Raw genomic sequence first — 26,807 nt, forward strand, 5'->3', positions numbered from 1 at the left:
GGGTTTTAAACCCCGCGTTTGTTGCCCCACAAAAGGACATGCAGTTGCGGCAGCACCCGAGGGGTGAACCAGCCATCTGCGGTGACTTTCTCGACCAGCCATAGCAACCGGTCCGACAGGGTTTGCGGATCGACGGGCTGCTTGGGGTCGACCGCCTCATTGCCCGGCTGTAGATACAGTGGCAGCGCCGGATAGCGATCCGCCGCGGCACGGGCCCAAGCGTAGTCACGTTCGTCAAATATCACGATTTTCATCACTGTTTTGGGGCCGTTTCCAGCAGCCAACAGGCAGGCGTCGAACGCAGCCCAATCCACCGTCTCCCCGCTGGAGGGCGGTTTGGGACTAAGAACCAGCGTATCCAGTTCGCTGAACCACGGTTTTGCGATGGAGCCCTGCGTCTCGCAGGCGAACCGATAACCCTCTGTCCGTCCCAACGTGATCAGAGGGGCAAAGTCCTGAATGGCAGGGTTGCCACCCGACAGCGAAACGGTCAAAGGCCGCCCGCCCGACAGGTCGCGCACCCGGCTCCAGACCGCATTAGTGGTCATCGCCGCCCAGTCATGACGATAGGCAGTATCAACCGCATGCAGGCTGTCGCACCAGCTGCACCGGTAATCGCACCCGCCGGTGCGCACGAATACGGTAGGTTCCCCGATCAGCGCGCCTTCGCCCTGAATCGTGGGGCCGAAAATCTCGGCAATGCGCAGGCGATTCATGGGCGATACTCGGCCCATGTTTTCGGCGTTTCACTGACCCGAACGGCGGCGGTTTCCGGCCAACGTGCAGCACACCAGTCATAGAAATGACGCGCCATGTTTTCAGCCGTGGTCAGGATGTTCATCACATCATTCAGGTGGCGATGATCAAACGTCTCATCGATATAGGTCTTGAGCGGCTTCAGCTCGCCATAGTCTCGGACAAACCCGTCGGCGTTCAGTTCCTTGGCAGCCAGTTCAACCTCGACGATGTAATTGTGACCGTGCATCCGCGCGCATTGGTGATCGTCGGGCAGATGGCTCAGCTGGTGCGAGGCAGAAAAGTGGAATTCCTTGGTAATCCGGTACATCAGGCGCTTTCCTTCTGTGCCGTGGCGGCCACCCAGAAATCGGGGTCGTCATAGATGGTTGGGTCGGGGATACCCGCCAGATGGAACGCCTCGCGCCGTTCGACGCAGGTGCCGCAGCGCCCGCAGTGATTGTCACCACCCTTGTAGCAGGACCATGTCTGCGCAAAGGGGGTGTTCACACGCGCGCCCTCGGTCACGATGTCGGCCTTGCTGCGATGGACGAACGGCGTGAACAGCGAGACATCGGCATATCCATCCAGCGCCAGTTTCTGCATCGCCTCAAAGGCCTCGGTGAAGGCCGGACGGCAATCGGGATAGATAAAGTGATCCCCGCCATGCACGGCGGTGGCCACCGCATCCGCTCCGCGTGCGGCAGCGGCACCGAAGGCCACGGTCAGCATGATGGCATTGCGGTTGGGCACCACGGTCACTTTCATGCTGTCTTCGGCATAGTGCCCGTCAGGCACATCCACATCATCGGTCAGCGCCGAACCGGTCAGAACCGCCCCAACGGGGCGCAGGTCGATGATGTCATGGGGAACGCCAAGGCGCAGCGCGCACAGCGCAGCATAGTCCAGCTCTTTGCGGTGACGCTGGCCATAGTCGAATGAGATCAGGCCCACCAATTCGTGATCCTGCGCAACCATATGCGCCAAAGATACCGAATCCAGCCCGCCCGAGCAGATTACGATCGTTTTCATATTTTGAACCCTTGTTTTGTTACCCGGGTAGGCTGCGACCGGGATGCGCCCTGTTATACAGAGGTCTTGGACTTGGCAAGCGGTAACGAAACACCCAATTCACACCGCCGCACACGTTTTCGGCATGACTATTAATCGCGTCGTCGACGCCGGGCGGAATGCCCGAATTTCATCGATAGCGAAACCCTCAGTTCTTCACACAACAGTGAGCAAAGCGCTAATTGGAAAAAAAATATTACCAATTTCTGGGTCGCAGGTTATGCTATCCTCGCATCGACATGGCCTGACACGTGCATGGCGATGATCAATGGGAGGAAGAAATGACCAAAAAGCTCATCACGCGCCGCAGCGCGTTTAGAACTATTGCAGGTGCAAGTGCGGCCACATTGGCGGCCCCTCACATCGCGACCGCAGCGGGTGAAACCACCACCTGGAAGATTCAAACATCTTGGCCTGGCGGTATTGGACTGCAGACGTTCAAGGACTGGTGCGCAACGATCGAAGAAAAAACCGGCGGTGAGCTGGCCTTCCAGGCCTTTGGCGCCAATGACGTGGTTGGGGATTTCCAACTGGCCGACGCGGTGAAGAACGGTGTGCTGGACGCTATCAACCCGTTCACCATCTACTATCAGGGCATCATCCCTGCCGCCGTTTTCCTCAGCTCATACCCGCTGGGGCTGCGTCAGCCGCATGAATATGACACGTTCTATTACGGTCTGGGCGGCATCGACATCGCGCGTGAGCTGCTTGGCCGTCAGGGTCTGCACTTTGTGGGGCCGGTGCATCACGGGCCGAACATCATCCACTCGAAGGTTCCGATCCGCTCGGTTGACGACTTCGCAGGCCGTAAAATGCGCCTGCCCGGCGGTATGGTGGCCGAGGTCTTCTCGGAACTGGGTGCTGAGACAACCGTTCTACCGGGCTCGGAAATCTTCCCAGCGCTGGAAAAAGGCACTATCGACGTGGCTGACTTTGTGGGCCCCGCAGTGAACCACGCTCTGGGCTTCAGCCAGGTGACCGATTACATCGTGATGGGCCCTCCGGGCTTTATGTCGGTCTATCAGCCGGTTGACATCATGGACATCACGGTTGGCAAGACCGCATGGGACAAGCTGAGCCCACAGATGCAGGAATTCGTGGAAATGGAAACCCATGTCTATTCCGACCTGCACCACGCCGCCATTCAGGCCGCAGACCAGGAAGCCTGGAAAAAGTTCGAAGCGGAAGGCACCGAGATCACGCGCCTGTCGCAGGACGATGTCGAGCTGATGACCGAGGTCGCCGTGCCGATCTGGTTCAAATATGCCAACCGCGACAAAGATGCGGCGCGGGTCTTCAAGATCCAACTTGACTACATGATGTCGGGTTCCTTGGGCTATGTGACGCCTGAAATGATCGAAGGCTATACGTTGGACCTGTAATCCGCTGAAGCCTAACCAAAAGTCCGCGCGAATTTCGCGCGGGCATGCCTTTTCCTTGGAATTCGGAACGTACTATGCCGAGCGTCGATTTCACGCTGCCGCACTGGCTATATTGGGTCGGGCTGATCGCCTTTCCGGCCCTGGCCATGGTGCTGGCACGCAAAGCCCAACCCGAACAGCGCACCTACGGGTTACCGTTGGGCTATCTGATCCTTGTCACCGGGGGAATGCTGGGCCTGCACCGCTTTTACCTGCGCAGCTTACTGGGGTTGGTCTATCTGCCAGTTTTCCTGCTGATCCTCTATGCCAATGGCGAAGAGCGAACGGCCCGCAACGAATTCTCGAATGCGGTCAACATCGTCCGTCAAGCCGAGCGTACGATCACGCGCGAAACCGACCGGGTTGCAACCGCCGAAGAAGGACTGGAAGACCTCCGCGCCACCGCCGAGGCTGCGCAGGATGGGACAGCATTGCAAAAACGCCGAGCCGAGCGTGCTCTGGAGCGGGCCGAGAAGGCCATTGAAACCGGGCGCGAACGTCTGGCCGAATCCGAAACCGCTCTGGCCGAGGCGCAGCCTCTGGCCGAGGCCAGCGGTGCCAATCGCGCTTTGTGGAGTTCGGTAGCACGTTATGCGTTCTTCACGATCCTCGCCTTCTTGGCGATTGACGCGCTGATGCTACCGCGCCTTGTCGCAAGTGCGCGCGCCAAGGCGGCTGCGGACCCGCATGAGCCCGAGATGGAGATTGACGAAGAAACCGCTGCACGGGCTGCGGAAATGGACCCCGGCGCACGTAAGGCTGATCAGGATTATGCCGAGAACTGGATTGACCGCCTGTCTCTCTATGCAGGTGAGTTCGTCAGCTATTGGGCCGTAATCGCGGTATTCGTCTACTACTACGAAGTGATCGTCCGCTATGTTTTCAACGCCCCCACAAACTGGGCGCATGAATCCATGTATCTGATGTTCGGAATGCAGTACCTGATCGCCGGGTCCTATGCGATGCTGACCGAAAGCCATGTGCGTGTGGACATTTTCTATGCCCCGCTAACCAAGCCGAAACGGGCGTGGGCGGACCTGTTCACCTCGATCTTCTTCTTCATCTTCGCCGGAACACTGCTGGTGACGTCCTACATCTTTGCGATGGACGCGATCGCTGTTCCGACCGGCAACTCGGTTGTCTCGGACTGGGCGCGGGGCGAGATGAGCTTCTTCCAGATGTTCGGCGCGCTGACTTTTGGCGATTGGACCGATCCGAACATCCGCTGGGGTGAGATCAGCTTTAACGAATGGGAAATCCCGCTTTGGCCAATGAAATGGATGATGGTCGTAGGCGCGGTTCTGTTGATTTTGCAAGGGGTGTCGAAACTGTCCAAAGACATCCGAACGATTGCACGGGGGTACTGACCGATGGGTCTTGATATGTCCATCGAGCTGTTGACGCTCGTAATGTTTGGCTCGCTTCTGGTCCTGCTGACGGCAGGTCTGCCGCTGGCCTTTGTGACCGGAGGTCTGGCCTGTGTCTTCCTGTTCGTTCTGGGGGATGCGCGTGCACTGAACATTGTGCCCAGCCGGATTTTCCCGCTGATGACGAACTATCAGCTATCCGCAATTCCACTTTTCATCTTTATGGCCTCGATGTTGGAAAGGGCCGGGATCATCAACGACATGTTCGATGTGATCTACAAGGTGCTCGGTGGGCTTAAAGGTGGTCTGGCTGCGGCAACAATCATCGCCTCGACCGTTCTGGCGGCGATGGTGGGTGTGATCGGCGCAGCTGTGGTGACGATGGGCATCATCGCCCTGCCCGCCATGCTGAAACGCGGCTATGACACAAAGATCGCCATGGGTTCGATCATGGCCGGGGGGACGCTGGGCATCCTGATCCCACCCTCCATTCTGGCCATTATCTACGCCGTTGTTGCCGAACAATCGGTTGGGGAGCTGTTCATCGGCGCGGTCATTCCCGGCCTGATGCTGTCGGGTATGTACATCATCTACGTGGTGGTGCGGTCCTATATCAACCCGGTGCTTGGCCCGCCAATCCCGGTTGACGAGCGTATCTCGAACCGAGAAAAAATGCGCCTGCTGGGCAAGATGTCCGCGCCCATCGCGCTGATCGTAATTGTTCTGGGCGTGATCTTCTCGGGCGTTGCAACTCCGGTTGAGGCGGCGGGTATCGGCACCTTCGGCGCCTTCATCGTGGCCGCTATCCACAACAAGCTGGACTGGCCCACAGTGCGCGAGGCATGTCTGACCACTCTGAAAGCCTCGGCTATGGTGATTTGGATCATGTTCGGTGCAACGATCTTTGTGGGACTTTACGTTCTGGAAGGCGGTCAGCAATTCGTCCAAGAGACTATGCAAGGCGCGGGTCTGGGCCCTTGGGGTATCCTGATCGTGATGCAGATTCTGCTGGTGGTTCTGGGTATGTTCTTGGACTGGGTCGGCATCCTGTTGCTGTGTGTCCCGATCTTTGTGCCAATCATCAAGGCGCTGGGGGCGGCAGCCTTCGGCTTTGACGACCCCAACGATCTGGTGCTGTGGTTTGGGGTTCTGTACCTCGTGAACATGCAGATGAGCTTTTTGTCACCACCTTTCGGCTATGCGCTGTTCTACTTGCGCGGTGTAGCGCCACCGTCGATCCCAATGACGGACATTTTCAAAGCCGCCTTGCCGTTCTTGTTCCTTCAAATTGTCGGGTTGGTGATCTGTATGCTGTTCCCTTGGGTGGTGACCTGGTTACCAAACATTGTTTACGGATAGACGTCAGGCGCGGGCAGAGTAAAATCTCTGCCCGCGGTCGTTAAACCTTGGCACAATCAAGCGGCGGACGCGCCTTTAAGTGCGGTTTCGATAATTGATTTCAGGTGGCGAGCGTCAATCGGCTTTCGCAGCAAAGGCAGACCCACATCCTCACAATACTCGGTCAATTCTGGCGAACGATTAGCCGAGATCACACAGGCAGGTAATGGACCGAATTCCTTCCATAACACGTCTATCGCCTCAGTTCCGGTCATACCTTTGTTCAACTGGTAGTCGGCAACCACAATATCCGGAAGAATGCCAATTTCCTGCAGCAAGCCAACCGCTTGTGCCTGACTTTCGCATTCCAAAACCTGCACGCCCCAGGATTCCATTGTCATGGTCAACGCCGTGCGCAGATTTTCGTCGTTCTCAATCAACAAAACAACCGCGCGCGTCAGAACCTTGGTGTCTGGCGAAGCCAAATCAGCAGACCGGCCATAACAATGAGACGCCGGTTTAGCCAAAGGCACCTCTACCGAGAAGACCGACCCCTTTCCCAATCCGGAACATAACTTCATAGGATGTTTCAACAGGACACACGCGCGCTCAACGATGGCCAGCCCAAGCCCCATTCCTTCGGCAGCGCTGGCATCCGAATGAAGCCGCTGGAATTCCTGAAAGATGATATCCCTCTGATCCGGTGCAATTCCGATACCGGTATCCCAAACCTCGATCACGACAGAGTCTTTTCGACGCCGGGCGCCAACCAGTACCTTGCCTGCTTCAGTGTAGCGAATGGCGTTTGACAGAAGGTTCTGCAGGATGCGCCTCAAATAACTTGCATCACTCTGAACCAGCGCGCCGCAAGAGACGACGCGCAGCTCCAATCCCTTGGCCTGTGCGACCGGACGAAAGGAATCTTCGAGCTGCGAAAACACGTCATCTATTGGCAATGTCGACAAATGAACAGTTGCCCGTCCTGAATCCAGTTTCGAAATATCAAGAAGCGCATCCAAAATATGTTCAACGCTGCTAAGTGCACTTTCCGCCTTGGCGGCCACGTCCCTCGCGTCTGTTTCGTTCAAGCCACTTCCAAGAGTGGCAACGTAGAGCTTAGCCGCCGACAGCGGTTGCAGCAGGTCGTGACTTGCGGCGGCAACAAAGCGTGATTTCGAAGCATTTGCCCGTTCCGCGTCCTTAAGCGCATCCGCAAGCTCTTCGGTGCGGGCTGCGACGCGCTGTTCCAGCAAGGCTTTGGAGTCGTACAACGCCTGGGCAGATTTACGCTCAGCGGTCACATCGGTGAACGAGATCACAAATCCCCGGTCGGACATTTCCTGCGCGAAAACAGATAGAATCTTTGCCCGACCGCTATGCATCTCGAACCTCAACGGTGGCCGTTCGGACGTTCGGTTTACCCACGCAAGCAGGTCTGCGTCACTTACGCCCTGTGCAAAGCGGATTGTGGTGCTTAGGCGATTGAACAGAGTTTTGAACTGCGCACCCATCTGAAACTGTGCATTTGGGATTGCCAACAATTCACTGGCCCGGTTGTTCCAGCCAATAAGCCTCAGCTTACTGTCGAAGATACATACACCCTGATCGATATGTTCCAGAGTGGCGCGGATAAGCCGGGCCTTGTCGTCAAGAATGCGGTCCCTTTCCTGACGTTCGATACGCATGATATCCGTGACATCAGTTTGCAAGATCACGGTACCACCGTCGGGTGTCCGATGTTCAGAGACTTGCATCCAGCGATTGCCATTCAACCTGACGTTAAAAACAACGTGGTCATCCGCATGGCGCGCGATACGACGTTTTGCCCAGTCCCACGGCGACACTGCCTCGGGGAGTGACAAAAACCGAGAGCGACTGACCAGTTCAACGTACTCGGTAAATTGCAAACCAGGCACCAGATGAGGCTGGATATCGGGCATGTGTATACCAAAGCGGCTGTTGCACAGCACAAGCTCTTCTTCCAAGTTGAACAGGGCAAAGCCCTCTTGCACCGTTTCTATCGCATTCGCGAGGTCCGCCCGCGCCGCCTCTGTTGCCTGATTGGCTTGAGCCAGACGAGCATTGGAATCGTTCAGCAAATCCAGCGCACGTTCAAGATCGAATGTCCGGGCGCGGACTTCTTGTTCCAGCACTGCAGCCCTTTGAAACTGTGCGTAAGCCGCGCCGCTTGCATCAGTCGATTCCTCAACCCTGCGCATCAGTGCCTCGGCGATCTTCAACAGCTTTTCATTCTGCCGGTCTGGCGGGTCGTCCGGGTTGATCAGGGATTCAATCATGTCGATCCTCTTCCGGCGGGTATATCGCAACCCCCGTCAACGTTTGGTTGACATGGATCGAATTGAATTGCTCGCCATAAGTAGAAAACCCAACCACGTGATTGTCGGCGAGGATTGCAGACAAAGCACCTGTCATCTGTTTTTCCTGCGCTTCCAGACGCCTGAGAATACAGTCGCATCCAAGAATCGTATCCGGAGCCTCGGCTTCTGTTAGGCCCTCGATCTCTTGCTCGAGATGCTCGACCATGTCGCGAGGTTCAGCCAAAGTCAGAACCAATCCTTCGTCGATGGCCGAGAAAAACACCAAATCCCCGTTCTCATCCACGCGCTGAATGGCCCGAACGTGATGCTGCCCGCCAATCTGTACGACGACCGGATGCGCAGCAAAGGTGAAGGTCGTCAACTGTTCGGGGTCTTTGCCCAGAATTCGGGCGTATTCGCGCGCGGCAGGTTCTGCGTTGATCTCACGAACGATCCGCCGGGCGGGGTCGGCTTTGGTCACGACCATCCGCTGCGCTGTTGGCACAAGATGATCTGTCTTGAAAACCTTTATCGGACATCGAGTTCGTATTTGCGCCAGGATTGCAGCATTTTCCAATGCCTGTCCGTCGTGCAGAACGTAAGTTGTTTCGAAATCCGTTCCATCCCCGGCGGAACCCCCAAACAACGGAACTGGCCCTAACCCCAACGCGAGTTCTGAAGTCAGCGCGTCTTCTTTTGTTGAAAGCCCGTCAATCAATAAAAAGGTGAATTCGTGGTGCCAGTCAGGATTTGCCTCCGTCATTTCATTGCGGTTTCGGATCATCTGATGAATCAGATCCTTAGCCAGAAATGTATCCAGATCAGGTACTGGCAAGATGCGAGCGTCAAAATGTGATGCAGGCAACCCGATGGCCACGATCTGGTTTTCGGTATAGCCGGCCCCCGCCAATTCACCGGCTGTTGTACAACCAACCACTGGCGCGGGCGCAAAGGCTTCGGCTGCCTTTGCAATAACCGATGCAGCGTCAGCTCTGTCCGTCACAAAAAGAATGACCAGAGATAACTCTCCGGCACCGAAAGTCTTCAATAGTCCGGTGACCGCGTCTTCGGTGTCGTATGGCACACATGCAGTTCTTACGATACCTGGCGCGCGGGTCGGAGCCGTTGCCCACCCGACAGCTTGGTCCATCGAGCCTCCTCCCTAAAGCGCGACGATTTTCTGTGAGTATGCAGCTTAACTCGACTCTTGCAAGACGCTGGCAAAGGACGCTTTCTTTGCTATCAAAACGGCCTGCGTACGACTTTGGACACCCAGCTTGCGCATGATTGCAGTGACATGCGCTTTGACCGTGGTTTCGGCGATCGAAAGGTCATAGGCAATTTGCTTGTTCAGCTTGCCTTCACAGATCAGCTGAAGAATACGGGACTGCTGATTGGTCAACGTTGCAAGCCGCCCGACTGCATCGCTTTGTTCATCTGCGCCGTCCAGATCGATCAGAACGCATCCATCCGGCAAAAAGACATTGCCCGCGTGAACGGTTTCAAACGCGGTTCGAAAGACGTCACGCTGGCTGTGTTTTGGAACGTACCCAGACGCACCCGCTTGAATAACCTGGCTAATCACCCGATTGTCCGTCATTGAAGACACTACGATCACAGGCGCATTTGCGACGGCCTTCAGACGGACAAGCCCATCCAATCCGTCAACGTCAGGCAAGTTAAGATCCAGCATGATTGCATCAGGCTTCAAACCTCCCGCAATCATCTCAAGCGCATCTTCCAGACGGTCGGCGGTATGGATTTCGCGGATATGAGCCACGCTTTGCAATGTCATCGACAAAGCGTCACAAAACAAAGGATGATCATCGACGATCAGCACATTCTCGAAATCGTTTTGCCCGACGGCATTTGCAAGCATTCGCATTGGCCTTTGCAATCATGTTGCCCAACCTACCAAAGCGTAGCAAGAGAACAGAGTCACGCCAACTGGCGGAAAGTCGTATAAAAAACGCGCACCCAAGCGAGGCGCGCGTTAAAGTCATGAGTTACGAAGAAGATCAATTTGCCGAGGCCAGCTCCTTGGGCAATCGGAAAGTCCAAAGCGTGCCACCCTGGTTCAGATAGTTAACCTTCTTTGCCACTTCGCCGCCCCAAAGCGGAACTGCGCCACCCCAGCCAGAGATGATCGAGACATACTGCTCGCCGTCCTGTTCCCATGTCACAGGTTGGCCGACAATCCCGGACCCTGTTTGGAACGACCAGAGTTTCTCGCCGGTCTCATCATCCAGCGCGATGAACTCGCCTTCGGGTGTGCCAAAGAACACCAAGCCACCGGCAGTGGTCATCACACCTGACCATAACGGCGCGTCGTTTTTGTACTCCCACTTCCACTCCCCGGTATCCGGGTCGATGGCTTTAAGAGAACCGATGTGGTCTTCGTAATTGGGCTTGATGGTAAAGCCCGCGCCCAGATAGGCGGCACCTTTCTTGTAGGTGATCGGCTCGTTCCAGATATCCATACCCCATTCGTTTGAAGGCACATAGAAATTGCCAGTGTTTTGAGAGAAGGCCATTGGCATCCAGTTTTTGCCGCCCAGGAAGGACGGCGAGGCAAAGATAACCTCACCTTTCTTACCATCGGCTGCTGCAGCCGGGTCACCGGGACGATTGTTTTCGACAAAGATCGGGCGACCCGTGTCATCCACGCCATCGGCCCAAGTAATGTCTTTGACAAAAGGCGTCGCCGAGACGAAAGCACCGTCTTCGCGGTTCAGAACATAGAAGTAACCGTTGCGATCCGCTGTGGCAAAACGCTTGTTCCCATCACGGTCCGTGTAGGCCACGACTTCGTTGACACCGTCATAATCCCAACCCTCGCGCGGGGTGGTTTGAAAGTGCCACTTGATGTCGCCAGTCTTTGGGTCGATCCCAATACGGCTGGCGGCATAGAGGTTGTCGCCTTTGTTGCCTTCAGTCGGAGTTCCTGCGTCCCGCAGCCACGAGTTCCAAGGCGCCGGGTTGCCCGCGCCAAAGACCAGCGTATCCGTGTCCGCATCATAAGACCCACCCAGCCAGGTCGCCCCACCACCGGTTTTCCACATGTCACCGGGCCACGTTGCGTTCAGCTCTCCGGTCATAGTGCTTTCTTCACCATTCAACGTGCCCATGTGGCCTTCAATCACCGGGCGTTCCCAGACCAGATCACCAGTGTTCACATCGCGCGCTTGAACGGCCCCGACGATGCCAAACTCGCCCCCGGAATTGCCGGTGATCACCAGTCCATCTACGATCAATGGAGCAGCGGTATAAGAATATCCTGCCTTGTAATCAGCAATCTTATCACGCCAGACAACGTCTCCAGTGTCCTTGTTCAGCGCCACAATCCGAGCATCCAACGTTCCGAAGATTATCTTGTCGCCGTATATTGCGGCCCCGCGATTAACCACGTCACAACAGGGCAGGATACCTTCGGGTAGACGGGCATCGTATTGCCAGACCTCTTTACCGGTCTCCAGATCAATCGCATAAAGGCGCGAGTAAGAGCCGGTGATATACATCATGCCGTCATAGATCAGCGGCTGGGTTTCCTGTCCGCGTTGTTTTTCCCCTCCAAGGCTGAAAGCCCAGGCCGGCAGCAGGTTTTTGACGTTGTCCTTGTTAAGCATGTCCAGTGGGCTATAGCGCTGAAGGTGCCGCCCCATACCGTTGGTTACGACTTGCGTGGTGATCGTTTGGTCATTGGCCAGATCGTCTTCGGTAACTTCTGCATAGGCCGCGCCTGCTGCAATAACACTTGCAACAGTTGCCATGATAAACCGACTCATCTGTGTCCTCCCTAGACTTATGTCTTTCCTCCGCGCCGAATCTCCGACGCATCGGGATTGCAGGCGAGAGTATTATTGGCGGGCAGAACTCGTGGTGAAATTGCACAATGGTCGTAGGGCGGAAATCATGGCTTTCAAGCGCGATCGTCAATTATTCTGGATAAACCAATTTTTCTGATCAGCTTCGGCCAACGCTCGGTTCTAGTCTGAGATGCTGCTTAGATATGCCAGAATAAAGTCTTGAACCGTGCGATCATCGATGCCGACATGCCGCATCTTGGTGCCCGGCATGAAGCCGTCGTTGTCTTCCATCCATGCCCGCAGAGCGGCCGGTGTCCAAACGATACCGGAACCAGCCAGAGCATCCGAATACTGATAACCTTCTACAGTCCCTGCTTTGCGCCCAACGACACCGTCAAGTTGCGGCCCATAACTTGGACCAGTTGCATCTGGCGCGTGGCAGCGTCGGCATTCAGAGAAAAAGAGCGTCTCGCCCGCCTCAATCTTGACTCGGTCGAACGTGGATTGAGCAAGTGTTGGCGCTGTCGTAACGGAACTGACGGCGAGGCCGAGTAGCAGGGTAAGATGTTTCATGTGGTCCTCCTAACGTTGGCCGAACTGTAAATCCGCGGCCATCGATACCGGCTTGACGTGGGTCAATAAAACCGAGGAAGAGCATCATCCTTTAGTCGTAGTTCTCAGAAAAAAAACTGGATTCAGAATAGAGGTGCGTATTTCCACTCGTCAGCGTCAGGTGTGACTTCGTTGGGATCATAGCCCGAATCCCTAAGGCGTTTGGCGATCCTGAGGCCGTCCTGTGCGGCCTCGTCAACATAGGCCCGACCCAGTTCCTCGTTCCTTGTCACACCGTGACCACGCAAAAGGTTGAGACCATAGTTGAACTTGCCCACCGGATCGCCCAGATCGGCGGCGCGCTTGTCCCATGCCGCCGCTGCATCAGGGTCATAGGGTCCGGCCAGCCCATTGTTATCCAACTGACCCATCCAGGTCATTGCACCGGTGTACCCTGCTTCGGCACAGGTGCGAAACAAGCGTCGCGCCAGATCGTGGCGGCCTGACTTTGTCATGTAGTAACCCGAAGCGCAGGTGGTCATATCGGTTACGCCATTGTCGATGTTGCTGAGGACTTTGCCCCAGCCCGTGTCCTGCGGGTTAAGCGTTCCGTACTCGTCCTCGACGGTCTGCGCCGTGACTGCAGACGCCAAAAGCAAAAAAAACGCAGCAATGCGGATCATGGCAGTACCCTCCGGTTTTCGACAGTTTACAGTAGTCGGCCCACGATTTCACCGTGGTATTGGTCTTAGATGCTTAGCCGCGCTTCATGCCACGCGCAGGATCGTAGCCCCAAAAAGCAAACCCAAGAAAAACAATACCCGCCAATATCGTCCACCCCAATGCCACAGCATTAAACTGCCCATAGAGCGCGAAACGGATTAGCTCGACCGCGTGCGTAAAAGGGTTAAGCGCGCAGATATCTCTTAATAAGGCCGAACTTTCTGCCATCTTCCAAAGTGGATAAAGTGCTGAAGACAGAAAAAACATCGGAAAGATCACAAAGTTCATGACGCCCGCAAAATTCTCAAGTTGCCTGATCGCCGAGGACAAAGCCAAGCCCAACGCGCCCAGCATCAATCCAGCGACGATTAGCGCTGGAAACACGCAGGCGTATCCGATCCAGGGCATGTCGATACCGTAAACCGCAGCGACCGCCAGAAAAGTATAAACCTGCAGGATCGATATCGTTGTGCTTGCCAACAAGCGACAAAACAGCAACCACCACCGAGGCAAAGGGCTGGTGAGCAGTAGCCGCATCGACCCCATTTCACGGTCGTAAACCAAGCTGAGAGAGCTTTGCATGCCATTGAACAACATGATCATGCCGCACAGACCGGGGACGATGTAGATCTCATAGGTGATATAAGTCTGATACGGCGGAGTAATCGACAAACCCAATGCTGCGCGAAAACCAGCGGCGAAGACCACTAGCCAAACCAGAGGACGTACAAGCGCCGCAACGAACCGGCTGCGTTGCCGCACGAACCGCAAGGCTTCTCGGATCAGGATTGCGCGCAAAGCGATCATTGCATCGATCATGAAGCCGCTCTGGTCATCGACAAAAAGGTATCCTGCATCGGAGCGCCGCCAGTGATGTCTCGGCAAATACCCTGATCCAGCAACTTACCACGATGAAGGATCGCCACTTGGTCGTCTGGCCCGATCTCGTCGGTCAAGTGGGTAGCCCACAACACCGTCAAACCGTCTTGCGAAGACAGGTCATGCACATGTTTGGTGATGGCATGACGCGACGCAGCATCAAGCCCAACGGTTGGCTCGTCCAACAAAAGGACCGAAGGCACATGTATCAGGCATCGTGCTATTTCCAACCGTCTGCGATGACCTCCATTCAGATCACGCGCACGTTCAGTAGCACGTTCAGCCATATCCAGACGCTCTAGTACGGCCGTGATGCGGCCCTCAGCTTGGCGGCCGGACAGACCGTGCAAAGCGGCAAAATAACTGAGGTTTCGATGAACCGTCAGGTCCAGATCAAGCGTAGGCTGTTGAAAAACGACCCCTATCTTAGCCAAGGCTTTCCGCGGGTGTTTCGCGATGTCAATTCCAGCAATTTCAATCTCACCCTGCCTTGTGGTGAACAATCGTGTCAGCAGGGAAAACAGCGTTGACTTACCTGCCCCATTCGGGCCCAGCAACGCACAAAACGCGCCCTGCGGGACGTGAAAATTCACATCATCAAGAGCGCGTTTCTCGCCATAGGCATAGCTGACGTTTCGGACCGTTAGCCCTGTCACTTAATGGTAATCTCCAGCCGCTGTGTCTCACCGGTGCTTCCCGGCACTTTCAGATAGTAGCTGCCCGGCTTGATCGCGACAAAGCCTATTTCCATTTCACCGGCCTCGTCGAATTCGATCGAATCCACACCCAGCGGCCGGATCTCTAAACCTTCTACCACAATCTCATCGACCCAGATGGCACGAAAGAACTCGGGGCCGATGATGGCAAGCTCCTGACTTCCGTCACCTTGAATTTCGAACTCGTAATAAGTGCCAGATTTTAGTTCCCATGGAGCATCTGCCAGGGGTTCTCCTGCTGAAAGGATGATGGGCGGTAGGTCTTCTTTGTTTTTGGCCGACAACAACCCGGCCAGACCGAACCCCGAGTCATCGTCGGCATTAACGACGCTGGGTAAGGTCATCGCGGCAGCAATTGCCAGCGTGGATAAACGCTTCATTTGAATTCTCCCTGATCAGTTTGTCGGACGGAACGCTGCGCCCCATGGGAACCGCCCGACCTTGATGGTTTTGATTGGTTCACGTTTTGCAACATCGATGACGGTCACATCGCCGGACACACCATTTGTGGTGAACAAGAGTGATTTGTCCGCGTTGAAATCCATGTGCCAGACCCGACGGCCGACGAGGATGTAATCCTCAACCTCATAGGTGTCGGGATTGACCGCTGCGACGTGGTTCGACGGTCCAAGCGCGACAAAGGCAGTTTTGTCTTCGTTGGACAGTTCAAACCCTACGGGCTGAACCCGATCAGGATGCACACCTTCGACTTCAAATTCAATCTTGGCTTTTTCGGTCTGGGTTTCCACATCAAAGACAGTGATCGTACCGCCAATCTCGGAACTCACCCAAAGCTCGGTTCCATCCTTAAGGAATTCGGCGTGGCGTGGGCGGGAATCGACCAGAGTATTGGCGAAAAGCTCCTGCGTTTCCGTGTCGATCCAATGAGCCATATTGGTGGTTTCAGAAGTCGTGATTGCGATCTTTCCATCCGGCGACACCGCCATGCCTTCGGGTTCGATCCCGACGTCGATCTGCGCGATAACCGTTCGCGTTTCAGTATCGACCACAGTGGTGATCGCGTCATCCTCGTTGGCGATGTAAAGATGACGATCATTGGGATGTAGAACGAACTGCTCAGGGTCTTCGCCAGATGGCAAGTCGTGCAGTATCTCTCCGGTTTCGGGATCCATGACCTGAACCGAGTCGCTGTCGGAGGCGCAGATGTACAGCACCGAGAAATCTTTCGAAAACGTAATTCCCCTCGGCCGCTCACCAGTTTCAATCGTGCGGATGACCTCAAGCGTCTCGATGTCGATCACGCTGAGCGTGTCGTCTTTTTCGTTGCTGATCCACATCTCATCCGCTGCTGCGGGAACGCACAATGCAGCAGAGGCCAATAGTGTCGCTAGTCTCATGCCCGTTACTCCTTGAATGCCTGGCACTGGCTTTCCGCCTCGTCAATTCCAAGCGTATCCAGTTCTGTACGCTGATGTAGAAATCCTTCCAGCGGAGCCATGGCGACCACCGCGCGGTCTGTGACCAAAGGGATTGGTTGCCGCAATTGCCCATTCCAAAACCTGAAGTTCATCGCCCTGCCCTTGAATCCGGCAAGTTCGAATTCATCCGACAAAATATAGTCACGCAAGACCGCAGGATCGTCGGACTGGGTACGTGTCACGGCTTCGCCCAACGTCCGGTATGCCGCCCATGCGGCGTAGTCTTTTGACATCATGGTGCGGCCCGACTGCTCAAAGAACCGATTCTGCATCTGGGCCGCACCCCATTGTTCGACCACGCGCGACCATGTGACGGGCTTAAGACCATCGGAACCAGCAACAGGGCGCGCCTTCCAGGTGTTGAATTCGACGTAGCGGCCGAAATCGTCCAATTCATCGGCCAATAACAGGACGTCATAGTCGCCGAATTCCTGCGTGAACAACGGAACTTCTTGCGCTGCGTTGCGACGCAGGTCAGCATCAAAAACCCAGGTCTTTTCTGCCCTCAGACCAAGACGGAATTTCTGCAATGACCGCTTCAGCGCGTCGGCAAAAGCTTGATCTTCTGGGTGGTTTCCAGAGATCAGAACCAGATCCTGCCAGCGGCGTTTGACCAGAAATTGAGCCAATGCATCCGTGCGCATTAGCCCCGACGGCAAAGTGTGCAGCAGGTTCGGCCGACAGTCCTGCTCGCGTATTGAAAGTTCAGGGGAAGATGCATTGAAAAGCACCGCACCATCGGCCTCGGCCAAGTCCGCGACCTGCAACTGAGCAGAGGCAGGCGCATCAAGAATTAGAAACGGACTGTCCGACAATGCCTTACGCGCTGCTGTAATCCAATCCTCACCCTCAGAAACGGTAGTGACCGTAAGCGTGTAGTCGTGTCCCAGAAACTTAGCGGTCGTCAGATTGTCTTCCAGCGCCAGCTTGGCACCCGCCGAACCAAGATCATCTGGAATCGGATCAAGGTTGGATAAAACGGGTGGACGCGCGACCTGCTGTTGTAGGTAAGTCACTGAAATACCAATCTCTGCCAACGCAGTGCCTGGCAGAAGTATCAGTGCCGCTACCGCACGGAACATCTTAATCATTTTCGCGCCTCCTCCTGCGCCGCCTTAGTAAAAACGGCCAAAATGCAGCCCACCATAAGACCTTAGTCGCAAACCTGCACGGATGTGCAACCAAGGTCGAATTTCACGCCTAGTCCTGCTGCGGTATGACCGTGAAAAGCATCGTAAAGGAGGAGAAGATGCGTCTTGGATTTCACAGCACATTGCTGGGCGGCCTTGTTGCCGGAGGTATGGCGCTGGCCCATGGCGATGTCGCCCCACAACCAGTCAACACAGACATCCTTCCCGATGTTGGAGAAGAGTGGCTGATTGAAAACCCCTATCGCGACCAGGGCGAAGAGGTATGGCAGGCTGCAATCGAAATAGGCGATTCCGGCTATAACCAGAATTGTGCCCGCTGCCATGGTCTTGGTGTCGTATCGGGCGGGTTAGCCCCTGATTTGCGGTATCTTGAAGCCGAGGAATATGGCGACGAATGGTATGTAGAGCGGTTCCGCGAAGGTTATACTCAAAACGGCATTACTAAGATGCCCGCCTTTGGCGAATTGTTGGGACAAAAGGCAGCGTGGGCCATTCGAACCTATATCGAAACGCGTCCTGATGACGGCGCGCTGGACGATCACTCGGACCGCCTGAAGGAAATCAGGGATCTTCTGGCAGCAATGGCCGGCGGCGCAGAGGGGGACACGGCAGCGCTTCAATCGGAATTGACCCAGATCGCCGAAACTATAGAAACCGGATCCGGTGCGCCCGTGGCCGACAGCGTGGCTCTGCGTGCGGCGGTATTGATATCAGGGAATGCACCCAATTTCGCCGAAGCCGCTGAACAACTGACCATTGGATTGTCCGCCGCGCAGTAGCGCGGCAGAATGGGGCGCATGATCAAGTACGTTTTCGTTTTCTCCCTGTTGGCCACCACCCTGTTTTCAGGACCGGTTTTGGCCAGGTGCGAAGATCATGTGCCCCAGCCCAAACCTCAGAACGCAAGCCGAGATATTGTAGGTGCCGATCTCGATACCATAATCGACCGCGGTTATATTGAATTCGCAGCCTACGAAGACTTTCCCCCTTGGTCGTTTGAGAGAGACGGTACTATCCAAGGTGTCGATATTGAGATTGGAAAACTCATCGCCAGTGATCTGGGGGTCGAAGCCCGGTTCAATCTGGTCGCTGCCGGAGAGAACCTAGAAGCCGACTTGCGCAATTGGATCTGGAAAGGCCCGCTGATTAACGGCCGAGTTGCAAATGTGATGTTGCATATCCCCTACGACAGCGAGTTCGCGTGCCGGGTCGAGCAGGTTGTTTTTACTGGTCAGTACCACGACGAAGAAATCGCAATCGCCTATCGTCGGGATGCCTACCCCGAGGATCCTCCGATCCCGGCTTATTTCCGGTTCGATTCGGTAGCGGTCGAAAATGACTCAATCGCGGATTTCTACCTATCCGCCTTTCCGGGTGGGCAACTTTCGCGCAACATCCGTCGGTTCAAGACAGCCGAAAAAGCTATGGAGGCATTGGCGGCAGGCGAAACCATGGCTGCTATGGGACCTCGGGGCCAGCTTGAGGCCGGATTGACGCCCGACTTAGGTGTCCATACGCCACCGCTTCCTGGGTTTGCTGTCAGCAGCTGGACGAATGGTGTCGCCGTTCACTTTGCGTATCGCGGCCTCAGCTACGCCGTGGATGACGCCATTTTTGCAGCGCTTCAGGACGGGCGTATTGCTAATATCTTTGCGGAATATGGCCTGACACATTCGCCCCCGAAACTGCGGTGACTACACCCAAGGTCTTATAGGCAACGGATAGATCACCGCTTAGCTTAACTAAAAATACTGGAGGGAGTGACATGGAACTACATGACAGCCGCGTCATTGCGGCCCCACGTTCCAAAGTCTGGGAGGCACTGCTATCGGCCGACATTCTGAAAGAATGTGTCCCCGGCTGCAAAGAAATGTCGGGAACAGCCGAAGATGGGTTTGCCGCGACAGTGGTGCAGAAGGTCGGACCCGTAAAGGCGACCTTCAAAGGTGAAGTGACCCTTTCGGACATGGTGGATCAGGAAAGCGTCAAGTTATCTGGGGAAGGCAAAGGCGGGGCCGCCGGGTTTGCCAAGGGTGCAGCAGATGTCACCTTGTCGGATGCGCCCGAGGGGACATTGCTGGCCTATAATGTCGATGCGCGTGTGGGCGGCAAGCTGGCTCAGCTCGGCGGTCGGGTGATTGATGGTGTGGCCAAGAAAATGGCCGACCAGTTCTTTGAGAATTTCCAGGATGCGGTCGAGGAAGAACCTCAGCCCGTGCCTGCCGCGGCTGCGCCCGAACCGGCCGCGGCCCCTGCTGTGTCCGAAGTGTCGCCTGAACCAGCTCCGGCAGCGCCGCCGCCAGAAGAGAAAAAAGGATGGTTCAAGCGCCTGTTCGGTGGTTGATCCGAAAATTTCAGGGAGGAAAATCTGATGAAGGTTTCGATGACTGTGAACGGTTTATCTGTGAGCGGTGATGTTGAGGGTCGGACGTTATTGTCTGGATTTTTGCGTGATCATTTGGGGATGACCGGGACGCATGTTGGGTGTGACACGGCGCAATGTGGTGCGTGTGTTGTGCATGTGGATGGTCAGGCCGTGAAGTCGTGCAACATGCTTGCGCTTGAGGCAGACGGGTCTGAGGTTGGTACGATTGAAGGTCAGGCGACTGCGGATGGGTCTTTGAACACCATTCAGCAGGCGTTTCAGGATCATCACGGTCTTCAGTGCGGGTTCTGCACGCCGGGCATGGTGATGAGTGCGGCGGCCTTGCTGAAGGAGAACCCGCGCCCGACGGAAGGAGAGATCCGGCATTATCTGGAAGGCAACCTGTGCCGGTGCACGGGCTATCATAACATCGTCAAGGCGATCATGGCCGCATCGGGTCAGGACGTCGGCAGCATCGCTGCGGAATAAACGCCACTGCGGGCCTGTAGCGCCCGTGGAAGGACAAGGATGCGTTAGCATCCGTTTATGGGAGGAGAACAAGCAATGCCCAAAGACAGTGGCATCGGAGCCAGTTCCAAGCGGCGCGAGGACGTGCGCTTTCTGACCGGAGCAGGCAATTACACCGACGACATCAATGTGGCCGGACAGGCCTATGTGTATTTCCTGCGCTCGGATATCGCGCATGGCCGGATCGCCAGCATCGACACCTCGGCAGCCGAAGGCATGCCCGGCGTGGTCCGGGTGTTCACCGGCAAGGATTTCGAAGGGGTGGGCGGCATCCCCTGCGGCTGGGAGGTGACGGACAAGCACGGCGCGCCCATGCAGGAACCGGCGCATCCCATTCTGGCACAAGGTAAAGTGCGCCATGTGGGCGATCCGATTGCGGCCGTGGTGGCCGACAGCCTGGAACAGGCGCGCGATGCGGCCGAGGCGATCGATCTGGATATCGAAGAACTGCCCGCCGTGATCGACATGAAGGCCGCCGCCCTGGATGGTGCAACGCTGGTCCATGACGATCTGAAGAACAACATCTGCTATGACTGGCAGCTGGGCGAGGCGGATGACGCCAAGGTCAATGAGGTCTTCGCCAATGCGGCGCATGTGACCACGCTGGATCTGGTGAACAACCGTCTGGTTGCCAACCCGATGGAGCCGCGCGTGGCGGTGGCGGAATACAGCCGCGGGACCGAGGATTATACGCTCTATACCACTTCGCAGAACCCGCATGTGATCCGGCTGCTGATGTGTGCCTTCGTTTTGGGCCTGCCGGAACACAAGGTCCGCGTGGTGGCCCCGGATGTGGGTGGCGGCTTTGGCACCAAGATTTTCCACTATGCGGAAGAGGCGTTTGTGACCTTCGCCGCCAAGGCCTGCAACCGGCCTGTGAAGTGGTCGGCCAGCCGGTCCGAGGCGTTCATGTCCGATGCCCATGGCCGCGACCATGTGGGCACGATCGAACTGGCGCTGGATGCGGACAACAACTTTATCGGTCTGCGGACCAACACCTATGCGAACCTGGGGGCGTATCTGTCGACCTTCTCAAGTTCCGTGCCCACATGGCTGCACGGCACGCTGATGGCAGGCAATTACAAGACGCCGGTCATTCAGGTGAACGTCAAGGCGATGTTCACCAACACGGTGCCGGTGGATGCCTATCGCGGCGCGGGCCGGCCCGAGGCGACCTATCAGCTGGAGCGCGTCGTCGACAAAGCCGCGCGCGAGTTGGGGGTCGATCCCATTGCGCTGCGCCGTCAGAACTTCATCACCCAGTTCCCCTATGACACGCCGGTGGCGCTGACCTATGACACTGGCGACTACAACGGGACCATGGACAAGCTGGAGGCCGCCGCCGATCTGGCCGGCTTTGCCGCGCGGCGTACGGAAAGTGAGGCCAAGGGCAAGCTGCGGGGCCTGGGCATCAACTGCTATATCGAGGCGTGCGGCATTGCGCCGTCGAACATCGTTGGCATGCTGGGGGCCCGCGCGGGTCTTTATGATGCGGCAACCGTGCGGGTGAACGCCACCGGATCAATCAGCGTCATGGTGGGTGCGCACAGCCACGGGCAGGGGCATGAGACCGCCTTCCCGCAGGTTGTGGCCGACATGATCGGCATCGACGAGTCTATGGTCGAGATCGTACATGGCGACACCTCGAAAATCCCGTTTGGGATGGGCACCTATGGCTCGCGGTCTTTGGCCGTTTGTGGCTCGGCCATGGTCAAGGCCACCGAGAAGGTGATCGACAAGGCCAAGAAGATCGCCGCCCACCTGCTGGAGGCCTCCGAGGCGGATATCGAGCTGAAGGACGGTCAATTCAGCGTGGCAGGCACCGACAAATCGGTGGCCTGGGGCGATGTGACCCTGACGGCCTATGTGCCGCATAACTACCCGCTGGAGGTGGAGCCGGGGCTGGAGGAGACCGCGTTTTACGACCCGGCCAACTTTACCTTCCCCTCGGGCGCCTATGCGTGTGAGGTCGAGCTGGACCCCGAGACCGGCAAAGTCAGTATCGAGGCCTTCACCGCCGCCGATGACTTTGGCAATATCGTCAACCCGATGATCGTGGATGGCCAGGTGCATGGCGGTATCGGTCAGGGTATCGGTCAGGCGCTGTTGGAGAACTGCGCCTATGATGAGAATGGCCAGCTGCTGAGCGCGTCCTTCATGGATTACGCCATGCCGCGTGCCGATGATGTGCCCTTCTATGGGGTGGATCATTCCAGCCAGACGCCCTGCACGCATAACCCGCTGGGGGTGAAGGGCTGTGGTGAGGCCGGGGCCATTGGCTCTCCGCCGGCTGTGGTCAATGCGGTTCTGGATGCGATGAACTCGGGCGGTAAGGCGGTGGATCACATCGACATGCCGGTGAGCCCGTCGCGCGTTTGGGCAGCGATGAACAGCTGAGAGGTTGGGGTAGCTGGGGGCTCTGCCCCCAGACCCCCGAGGTATTTATAGCCAGATGAAGAGCGGATCTGTGTTCTTCGGAAAGGAAAAGCGGAATGTATAATTTCGAGTTTGAGAAGCCCTCGAGCGTCGCCGATGCGGTGGCTGCGTTGGGGGCTGAGGATGCGCAGGCGTTGGGGGGTGGTCAGACGCTGATCCCGACGTTGAAGCAGCGGTTGGCGGCGCCCTCGGCGCTGGTGTCGCTGAGCGGGATTGCCGAGATGCAAGGGGTTTGCATCGAGGATGATGGCTCGGTCGCTATCGGTGGGGCGACGACCCACGCCACGGTGGCGCGCGAGGCGGCCGGGTCATATCCGGCGCTGGCGGCGTTGGCCGGTCAGATTGGGGATCCGGCGGTGCGCAATCGCGGCACCATTGGTGGGTCGGTGGCCAACAATGATCCGGCGGCCTGTTATCCGGCAGGGGTGCTGGGTTCGGGCGCGACCGTTGTGACCAATACGCGGCAGATCGCGGCGGATGACTATTTCCAGGGCATGTTCACCACCGCGCTGGACGAGGGCGAGATCATCACCCAGATCCGCTTCCCGGTGCCGCAGGCCGCAAGCTATCAGAAGTTCCTGCAGCCTGCGTCGCGCTTTGCGTTGGTGGGGGTCTATCTGGCGCGGTTTGCGGATGGTGTCCGTGTGGCCGTGACCGGCGCCAGCGAGGACGGCGTGTTCCGCTGGTCCGAGGCCGAGGAGGCCTTGACCAAAGAGTTCCGCGCCGATGCGCTCATGGGTCTCAAGGTGAACCCGATGAACATGATCGGCGATCTGCATGGCAGCAAAGACTACCGCGCACATCTGGTCAGCGTCATGACCAAACGCGCCGTCCAGGCCTGCAGCTAAATCAAACGTCAGCCCTGAAAAAAACAGGGCTGACTTTAGGAATAAAATACCGATACTTCGCCGCTTTCGTGCGTGCAAATGGCTTTGGGATTGCCCTTTGAAAGCGATAGTATCTCTGCAATTTCCTTGGCTGGGACATGGCACAACGCTGTGGAGAGTGCGTCGGCCATTGCTGCGTTTGCGGCTTCCACACTGACAGTCGACCATAGTGCAGGACGTTCGTTTTTTGCATTCAGGATATGGAGATGAACAGGGCTCAAACGAAGCACAGAGGGGCTGGAAGTTGCGATAGCCCGATCCCGAAGCCTGACGGTTTGAACGATGCCATGCACCGGGTCTGAAACTCCCAGCCTCCAGATTCGGCCAGCGGCGTAATACTCACCGATATTTACCAGCACATTGGTCCAGCCTGCATTCCGCAATGTGTTGGCCACAAGGTCCGTGACAAAACCCTGAGCGATGCCGTTCAATGTAAGTTGCTGACCCTGTCCCAGAACAATTCTGTCTTCAGATATCTGGACCCTATCCCAACCGATTAATTCTCGGGCAGCGTTGAGATTGCGACCGTTGGCGGTCGCCAGCCAAAGCGGTTGCACCGTAGGGTCAAACCGCCCCCCCGTCCGGCCATGTGCCCAATCACAAATACTTAACAACTCCAGCATTTCCGGCGCTGGGTTCACTAATATCCCGGTTTGGTTCAGGCGAACCAAATCAGAGCCCGGCCGATACAGACTGAACAGAGACTCGGCCCGATCCAAGAGGGCCTGCACTTTAGTGATCGCAGACGCGGCTGCCTCAGGATTGGCATCGAAGGTCAGGCTGACTTCGGCACCCATAGCGTGACCGCGCCACTGAGCCGGCTGAGCCGTAGCGGGAGCCCCCAGAGCCGCCGCTGATACGGCCAGGAATCGTCGGCGGTTCATCATTCTGCAGCAACCTTTCTGGATTGACGGCGTGCGGCTAGAATCAATGGGACACATTGGTTGCGGTCATCATGGATGGCAACGCAATCAAGGCATTGGAAACACTCATTATATTGAATTTCCCCAGTCTGCTTAATAGCCCCGTACTTGCACTTGACCTTGCACAGTTGACACGGTGACCCGCATTCAGCTCGTCTTTCGATCCAGTCGCGGCCACGAAGAAGGCCTCCGATCGCCATGACCGCCCCCAACGGACAGACATAGCGGCAAAACCCTTTGAACATTACCATGCCCAGAATAAGCCAAAAAATCGCATATGCGGCATAGTACCACTCGCGGATAAAGAAAGTTGTGATGGCGGTTTTGAAAGGTTCAACCTCAGCCACTTTGTCAACTTCGTCTGGGGCCAGAAACACGACGCCAATCAAGCCACCAAGAATCACGTATTTCAGCCATTTCAACCGTTGGTCCCACGCCCGCGATGGCTCGATCTGGGGCAAGCGGAGCGCTTTTCCCAGATGATGTGCAAACTCCTGAAGCGCGCCGAACGGGCAGAGCCACCCGCAGAACAAGCCCCTGCCCCAAGCGATTAACCCGGCAATCGAAACCGCCCAGATCAAAAGCGAAAACGGGTCGTACAGCAAAAACCCATAGCTGCCCCCGTCAATAGCTGTTCGGATAACACCCAACACGGTGACAATGGACAGTTGTCCCTGTCCCCACCAACCAATGAATCCCACGATGACCGCGAGAATAACGAGCCTATATGGTGTGAACAGCGGTTGCGCAGCAAAAGAATTCATCCGCAAACCGAGCGTCAGCACTAGACCGGCAAGCAATGCAGACAAAATGATCATGTCTGTCTGACGATTTCGCAGGGCCTCTAACCATGGTGGGGCGGGCGTGATCTGGACCGGACGCTCAAAGAACCGATCGGGCGTCACATGTCTCACTTCCAGTGTCACCGACCCCGTCTCGGGCTGGAACATGCCGTGTTCGCGAACGGCAAGAACCTTCAGTACCCACTCGCGTGAAGGATCAAAACCCAAACGACGGTCGGTGCGCAGGATCATTGCGACGCCGTCTGGCATTCCATCGGCCAATTCGACAAGCAGATCGGCGTCGCGCAATGCGACCGGTAACCCGTCTTGCTCTGCAGAAATCCAATCGGGTGCTGTGTTTCGCACGAACTTTTCGCTGACCAGCCCATGACGTGCAGTTTCGATCAGAAGGATTGGTTCATCATTGTCGGAAATCTCCAGAAAACCCTGCAGCTCGTCGAAACTGTCTTGGGATAATGCCGCGCGCGCAATGGATTTGGGCCCCAGATCGACCACCCACAAATCCAGATAAGCCTCGTCCGGATAATCCTGTGCCTCGGGATCGTCATCTTCCCACAATGTCCCCTCGAAAAGGGCGTCGACATCCGAATTCTTAATGATCTTGTTGGTTGCGATCCCCTTAGCGACCAGATCCTCCCAGCTGAGGGTCTCGTCATAGTCTGGGTTCGGAAAAGCGGGTGGCGCGGTTGCCAACCCTTGCATCTTTTCGCGCGCAACGGCCAGCGCCGCCCCCATGACGGATTCATGCGCTATACGGACACTGGCCGTGGCCTTCGTTACGCCATCCAGATAAACTAGCTGTGAACCGGACGCAGCATCGCCGTACGGCGTACCAACAACGATCGAGTCCGATATGGACAGCCCTCCATATTGCTCAAAGAACTTGTGGAACGGTGCCTGGCCCAAACCAGACACAAATATGGGTTCGTTATGTTCAATCAGCTGGACGTCCATGAACCGTCCTTCAAGATCCAAGACAACCAGCAAGTTGATTGGGGCACCGGAGAACCCCGGCAAAGGCGCTAAGGGTTCGGTTTCAAACACATAACCCGCCTCGATCCCGCCAGAGTTCAACAGCGAATAAACCCCGTCTTCGCTAAGGCGCTCTCCCAGAGAAAATGGGGCTCGGATAAATGTCTCGATGCGTTCGCGCGGCAGTGGCTCGGCCGCAGCCATCAGGCTGCCGAGCATCAGCAGGATCATTGCTATAACCGCGCGCATGGTCGCAAGACTATAAGCCCATCCAACCCGACGACATTCGACAAAAGTCCTAAGCTGGCAATCTACGACCTAAAGTCTGTTGACCTCGGCCCAAATGGGTTCAAAACTACCGTTCGAACCGTACGACC

At 56.5% G+C, this 26,807-nt stretch carries 25 protein-coding genes; 9 read left to right on the forward strand and 16 right to left on the reverse strand.

The window, feature by feature from the left end; genetic code table 11:
- Positions 1 to 5: 5 nt before the first annotated feature.
- Genes queE through queC form a run of 3 tightly spaced genes read right to left on the reverse strand, consistent with a single transcriptional unit; the run spans position 6 to position 1,767 of the window.
- Positions 6 to 716 carry a 7-carboxy-7-deazaguanine synthase QueE gene (gene queE, locus ACR3EG_RS00445; RefSeq protein ID WP_480481950.1) on the reverse strand — a complete coding sequence of 237 codons (711 nt, stop codon included), beginning with the start codon at positions 714 to 716 and terminating at the stop codon, positions 6 to 8.
- Entirely contained in the window at positions 713 to 1,066 is a 354-nt protein-coding gene (gene queD / locus ACR3EG_RS00450) for a 6-carboxytetrahydropterin synthase QueD (RefSeq protein ID WP_480481952.1), read from the reverse strand. Before queD ends, queE begins: the two co-directional genes overlap by 4 nt.
- A complete protein-coding gene (gene queC / locus ACR3EG_RS00455) occupies positions 1,066 to 1,767 on the reverse strand; it encodes a 7-cyano-7-deazaguanine synthase QueC (protein ID WP_480481953.1) in 702 nt (233 codons plus the stop codon). Before queC ends, queD begins: the two co-directional genes overlap by 1 nt.
- Before the next feature lie 320 nt (positions 1,768 to 2,087).
- Between queC and dctP the strand changes: the two genes are divergently transcribed.
- The 3 genes from dctP to ACR3EG_RS00470 all read left to right on the forward strand — a co-directional run bounded on the left by dctP (position 2,088) and on the right by ACR3EG_RS00470 (position 5,953).
- Positions 2,088 to 3,188, forward strand: coding sequence for a TRAP transporter substrate-binding protein DctP (gene dctP, locus ACR3EG_RS00460; protein WP_209196103.1), 1,101 nt, complete (start codon positions 2,088 to 2,090; stop codon positions 3,186 to 3,188).
- Positions 3,189 to 3,262: 74 nt separating this feature from the next.
- Entirely contained in the window at positions 3,263 to 4,594 is a 1,332-nt protein-coding gene (locus ACR3EG_RS00465; RefSeq protein ID WP_480481955.1) for a TRAP transporter small permease subunit, read from the forward strand.
- A gap of 42 nt (positions 4,595 to 4,636) precedes the next feature.
- Positions 4,637 to 5,953 (forward strand): TRAP transporter large permease, encoded by a 1,317-nt coding sequence (locus ACR3EG_RS00470; protein WP_480481957.1) that lies wholly within the window; start codon positions 4,637 to 4,639, stop codon positions 5,951 to 5,953.
- Between the two features lie 56 nt (positions 5,954 to 6,009).
- On the opposite strand, the gene ACR3EG_RS00475 is transcribed toward ACR3EG_RS00470, so the two are convergent.
- From ACR3EG_RS00475 to ACR3EG_RS00525, 11 genes are all read right to left on the reverse strand, one after another.
- A complete protein-coding gene (locus ACR3EG_RS00475; protein WP_480481959.1) occupies positions 6,010 to 8,229 on the reverse strand; it encodes a hybrid sensor histidine kinase/response regulator in 2,220 nt (739 codons plus the stop codon).
- A complete protein-coding gene (locus ACR3EG_RS00480; protein WP_480481961.1) occupies positions 8,222 to 9,400 on the reverse strand; it encodes an FIST N-terminal domain-containing protein in 1,179 nt (392 codons plus the stop codon). Before ACR3EG_RS00480 ends, ACR3EG_RS00475 begins: the two co-directional genes overlap by 8 nt.
- A 45-nt stretch (positions 9,401 to 9,445) precedes the next feature.
- Positions 9,446 to 10,135, reverse strand: coding sequence for a response regulator (locus ACR3EG_RS00485; protein ID WP_480481963.1), 690 nt, complete (start codon positions 10,133 to 10,135; stop codon positions 9,446 to 9,448).
- A gap of 133 nt (positions 10,136 to 10,268) precedes the next feature.
- Positions 10,269 to 12,035 carry a PQQ-dependent methanol/ethanol family dehydrogenase gene (locus ACR3EG_RS00490; protein WP_170356219.1) on the reverse strand — a complete coding sequence of 589 codons (1,767 nt, stop codon included), beginning with the start codon at positions 12,033 to 12,035 and terminating at the stop codon, positions 10,269 to 10,271.
- Positions 12,036 to 12,236: 201 nt separating this feature from the next.
- Positions 12,237 to 12,629, reverse strand: a complete 393-nt coding sequence (locus ACR3EG_RS00495) for a c-type cytochrome (RefSeq protein WP_170356218.1) — start codon at positions 12,627 to 12,629, stop codon at positions 12,237 to 12,239.
- A gap of 122 nt (positions 12,630 to 12,751) precedes the next feature.
- A complete protein-coding gene (locus ACR3EG_RS00500; RefSeq protein WP_234899563.1) occupies positions 12,752 to 13,291 on the reverse strand; it encodes an SEL1-like repeat protein in 540 nt (179 codons plus the stop codon).
- Positions 13,292 to 13,364: 73 nt separating this feature from the next.
- On the reverse strand, positions 13,365 to 14,150 hold the full coding sequence (locus tag ACR3EG_RS00505) for an ABC transporter permease (protein ID WP_480481965.1): 786 nt from the start codon (positions 14,148 to 14,150) through the stop codon (positions 13,365 to 13,367).
- On the reverse strand, positions 14,147 to 14,866 hold the full coding sequence (locus ACR3EG_RS00510; RefSeq protein WP_480481967.1) for an ABC transporter ATP-binding protein: 720 nt from the start codon (positions 14,864 to 14,866) through the stop codon (positions 14,147 to 14,149). The genes ACR3EG_RS00505 and ACR3EG_RS00510 overlap by 4 nt, the downstream gene beginning before the upstream one ends.
- Positions 14,863 to 15,306, reverse strand: coding sequence for a cupredoxin domain-containing protein (locus ACR3EG_RS00515; RefSeq protein WP_480481969.1), 444 nt, complete (start codon positions 15,304 to 15,306; stop codon positions 14,863 to 14,865). Before ACR3EG_RS00515 ends, ACR3EG_RS00510 begins: the two co-directional genes overlap by 4 nt.
- A gap of 15 nt (positions 15,307 to 15,321) precedes the next feature.
- Positions 15,322 to 16,284 (reverse strand): YVTN family beta-propeller repeat protein, encoded by a 963-nt coding sequence (locus ACR3EG_RS00520; RefSeq protein ID WP_209196094.1) that lies wholly within the window; start codon positions 16,282 to 16,284, stop codon positions 15,322 to 15,324.
- Between the two features lie 5 nt (positions 16,285 to 16,289).
- A complete protein-coding gene (locus tag ACR3EG_RS00525) occupies positions 16,290 to 17,456 on the reverse strand; it encodes an ABC transporter substrate-binding protein (protein ID WP_480481971.1) in 1,167 nt (388 codons plus the stop codon).
- A 158-nt stretch (positions 17,457 to 17,614) separates the two neighbouring features.
- On the opposite strand from ACR3EG_RS00525, the gene pedF reads away from it, so the two are divergent.
- The 6 genes from pedF (at position 17,615) to ACR3EG_RS00555 (ending at position 23,693) form a co-directional block, all read left to right on the forward strand.
- The gene (pedF, locus tag ACR3EG_RS00530; protein ID WP_209196092.1) at positions 17,615 to 18,295 is read left to right on the forward strand and encodes a cytochrome c-550 PedF; all 681 of its coding nucleotides are present in this window, start codon (positions 17,615 to 17,617) and stop codon (positions 18,293 to 18,295) included.
- An 18-nt stretch (positions 18,296 to 18,313) separates the two neighbouring features.
- Positions 18,314 to 19,210: a substrate-binding periplasmic protein gene (locus tag ACR3EG_RS00535; protein WP_480481973.1), complete on the forward strand. Its 897-nt coding sequence runs from the start codon at positions 18,314 to 18,316 to the stop codon at positions 19,208 to 19,210.
- 71 nt (positions 19,211 to 19,281) lie between these two features.
- Positions 19,282 to 19,860 carry an SRPBCC family protein gene (locus ACR3EG_RS00540; protein ID WP_480481975.1) on the forward strand — a complete coding sequence of 193 codons (579 nt, stop codon included), beginning with the start codon at positions 19,282 to 19,284 and terminating at the stop codon, positions 19,858 to 19,860.
- A gap of 24 nt (positions 19,861 to 19,884) precedes the next feature.
- Positions 19,885 to 20,370, forward strand: a complete 486-nt coding sequence (locus ACR3EG_RS00545) for a (2Fe-2S)-binding protein (protein ID WP_480482846.1) — start codon at positions 19,885 to 19,887, stop codon at positions 20,368 to 20,370.
- Between the two features lie 75 nt (positions 20,371 to 20,445).
- Positions 20,446 to 22,806, forward strand: a complete 2,361-nt coding sequence (locus tag ACR3EG_RS00550) for a xanthine dehydrogenase family protein molybdopterin-binding subunit (protein ID WP_480481977.1) — start codon at positions 20,446 to 20,448, stop codon at positions 22,804 to 22,806.
- 95 nt (positions 22,807 to 22,901) lie between these two features.
- Positions 22,902 to 23,693, forward strand: coding sequence for an FAD binding domain-containing protein (locus tag ACR3EG_RS00555; RefSeq protein ID WP_480481979.1), 792 nt, complete (start codon positions 22,902 to 22,904; stop codon positions 23,691 to 23,693).
- 35 nt (positions 23,694 to 23,728) lie between these two features.
- On the opposite strand, the gene ACR3EG_RS00560 is transcribed toward ACR3EG_RS00555, so the two are convergent.
- Together ACR3EG_RS00560 and ACR3EG_RS00565 are read right to left on the reverse strand one after the other, a co-directional pair.
- Positions 23,729 to 24,616 (reverse strand): FAD:protein FMN transferase, encoded by an 888-nt coding sequence (locus ACR3EG_RS00560; protein ID WP_480481981.1) that lies wholly within the window; start codon positions 24,614 to 24,616, stop codon positions 23,729 to 23,731.
- Positions 24,616 to 26,679, reverse strand: coding sequence for a 4Fe-4S binding protein (locus ACR3EG_RS00565; protein ID WP_480481983.1), 2,064 nt, complete (start codon positions 26,677 to 26,679; stop codon positions 24,616 to 24,618). Before ACR3EG_RS00565 ends, ACR3EG_RS00560 begins: the two co-directional genes overlap by 1 nt.
- Positions 26,680 to 26,807 lie beyond the last annotated feature (128 nt).

This window comes from Ruegeria sp. AM7 (genome assembly GCF_056535965.1).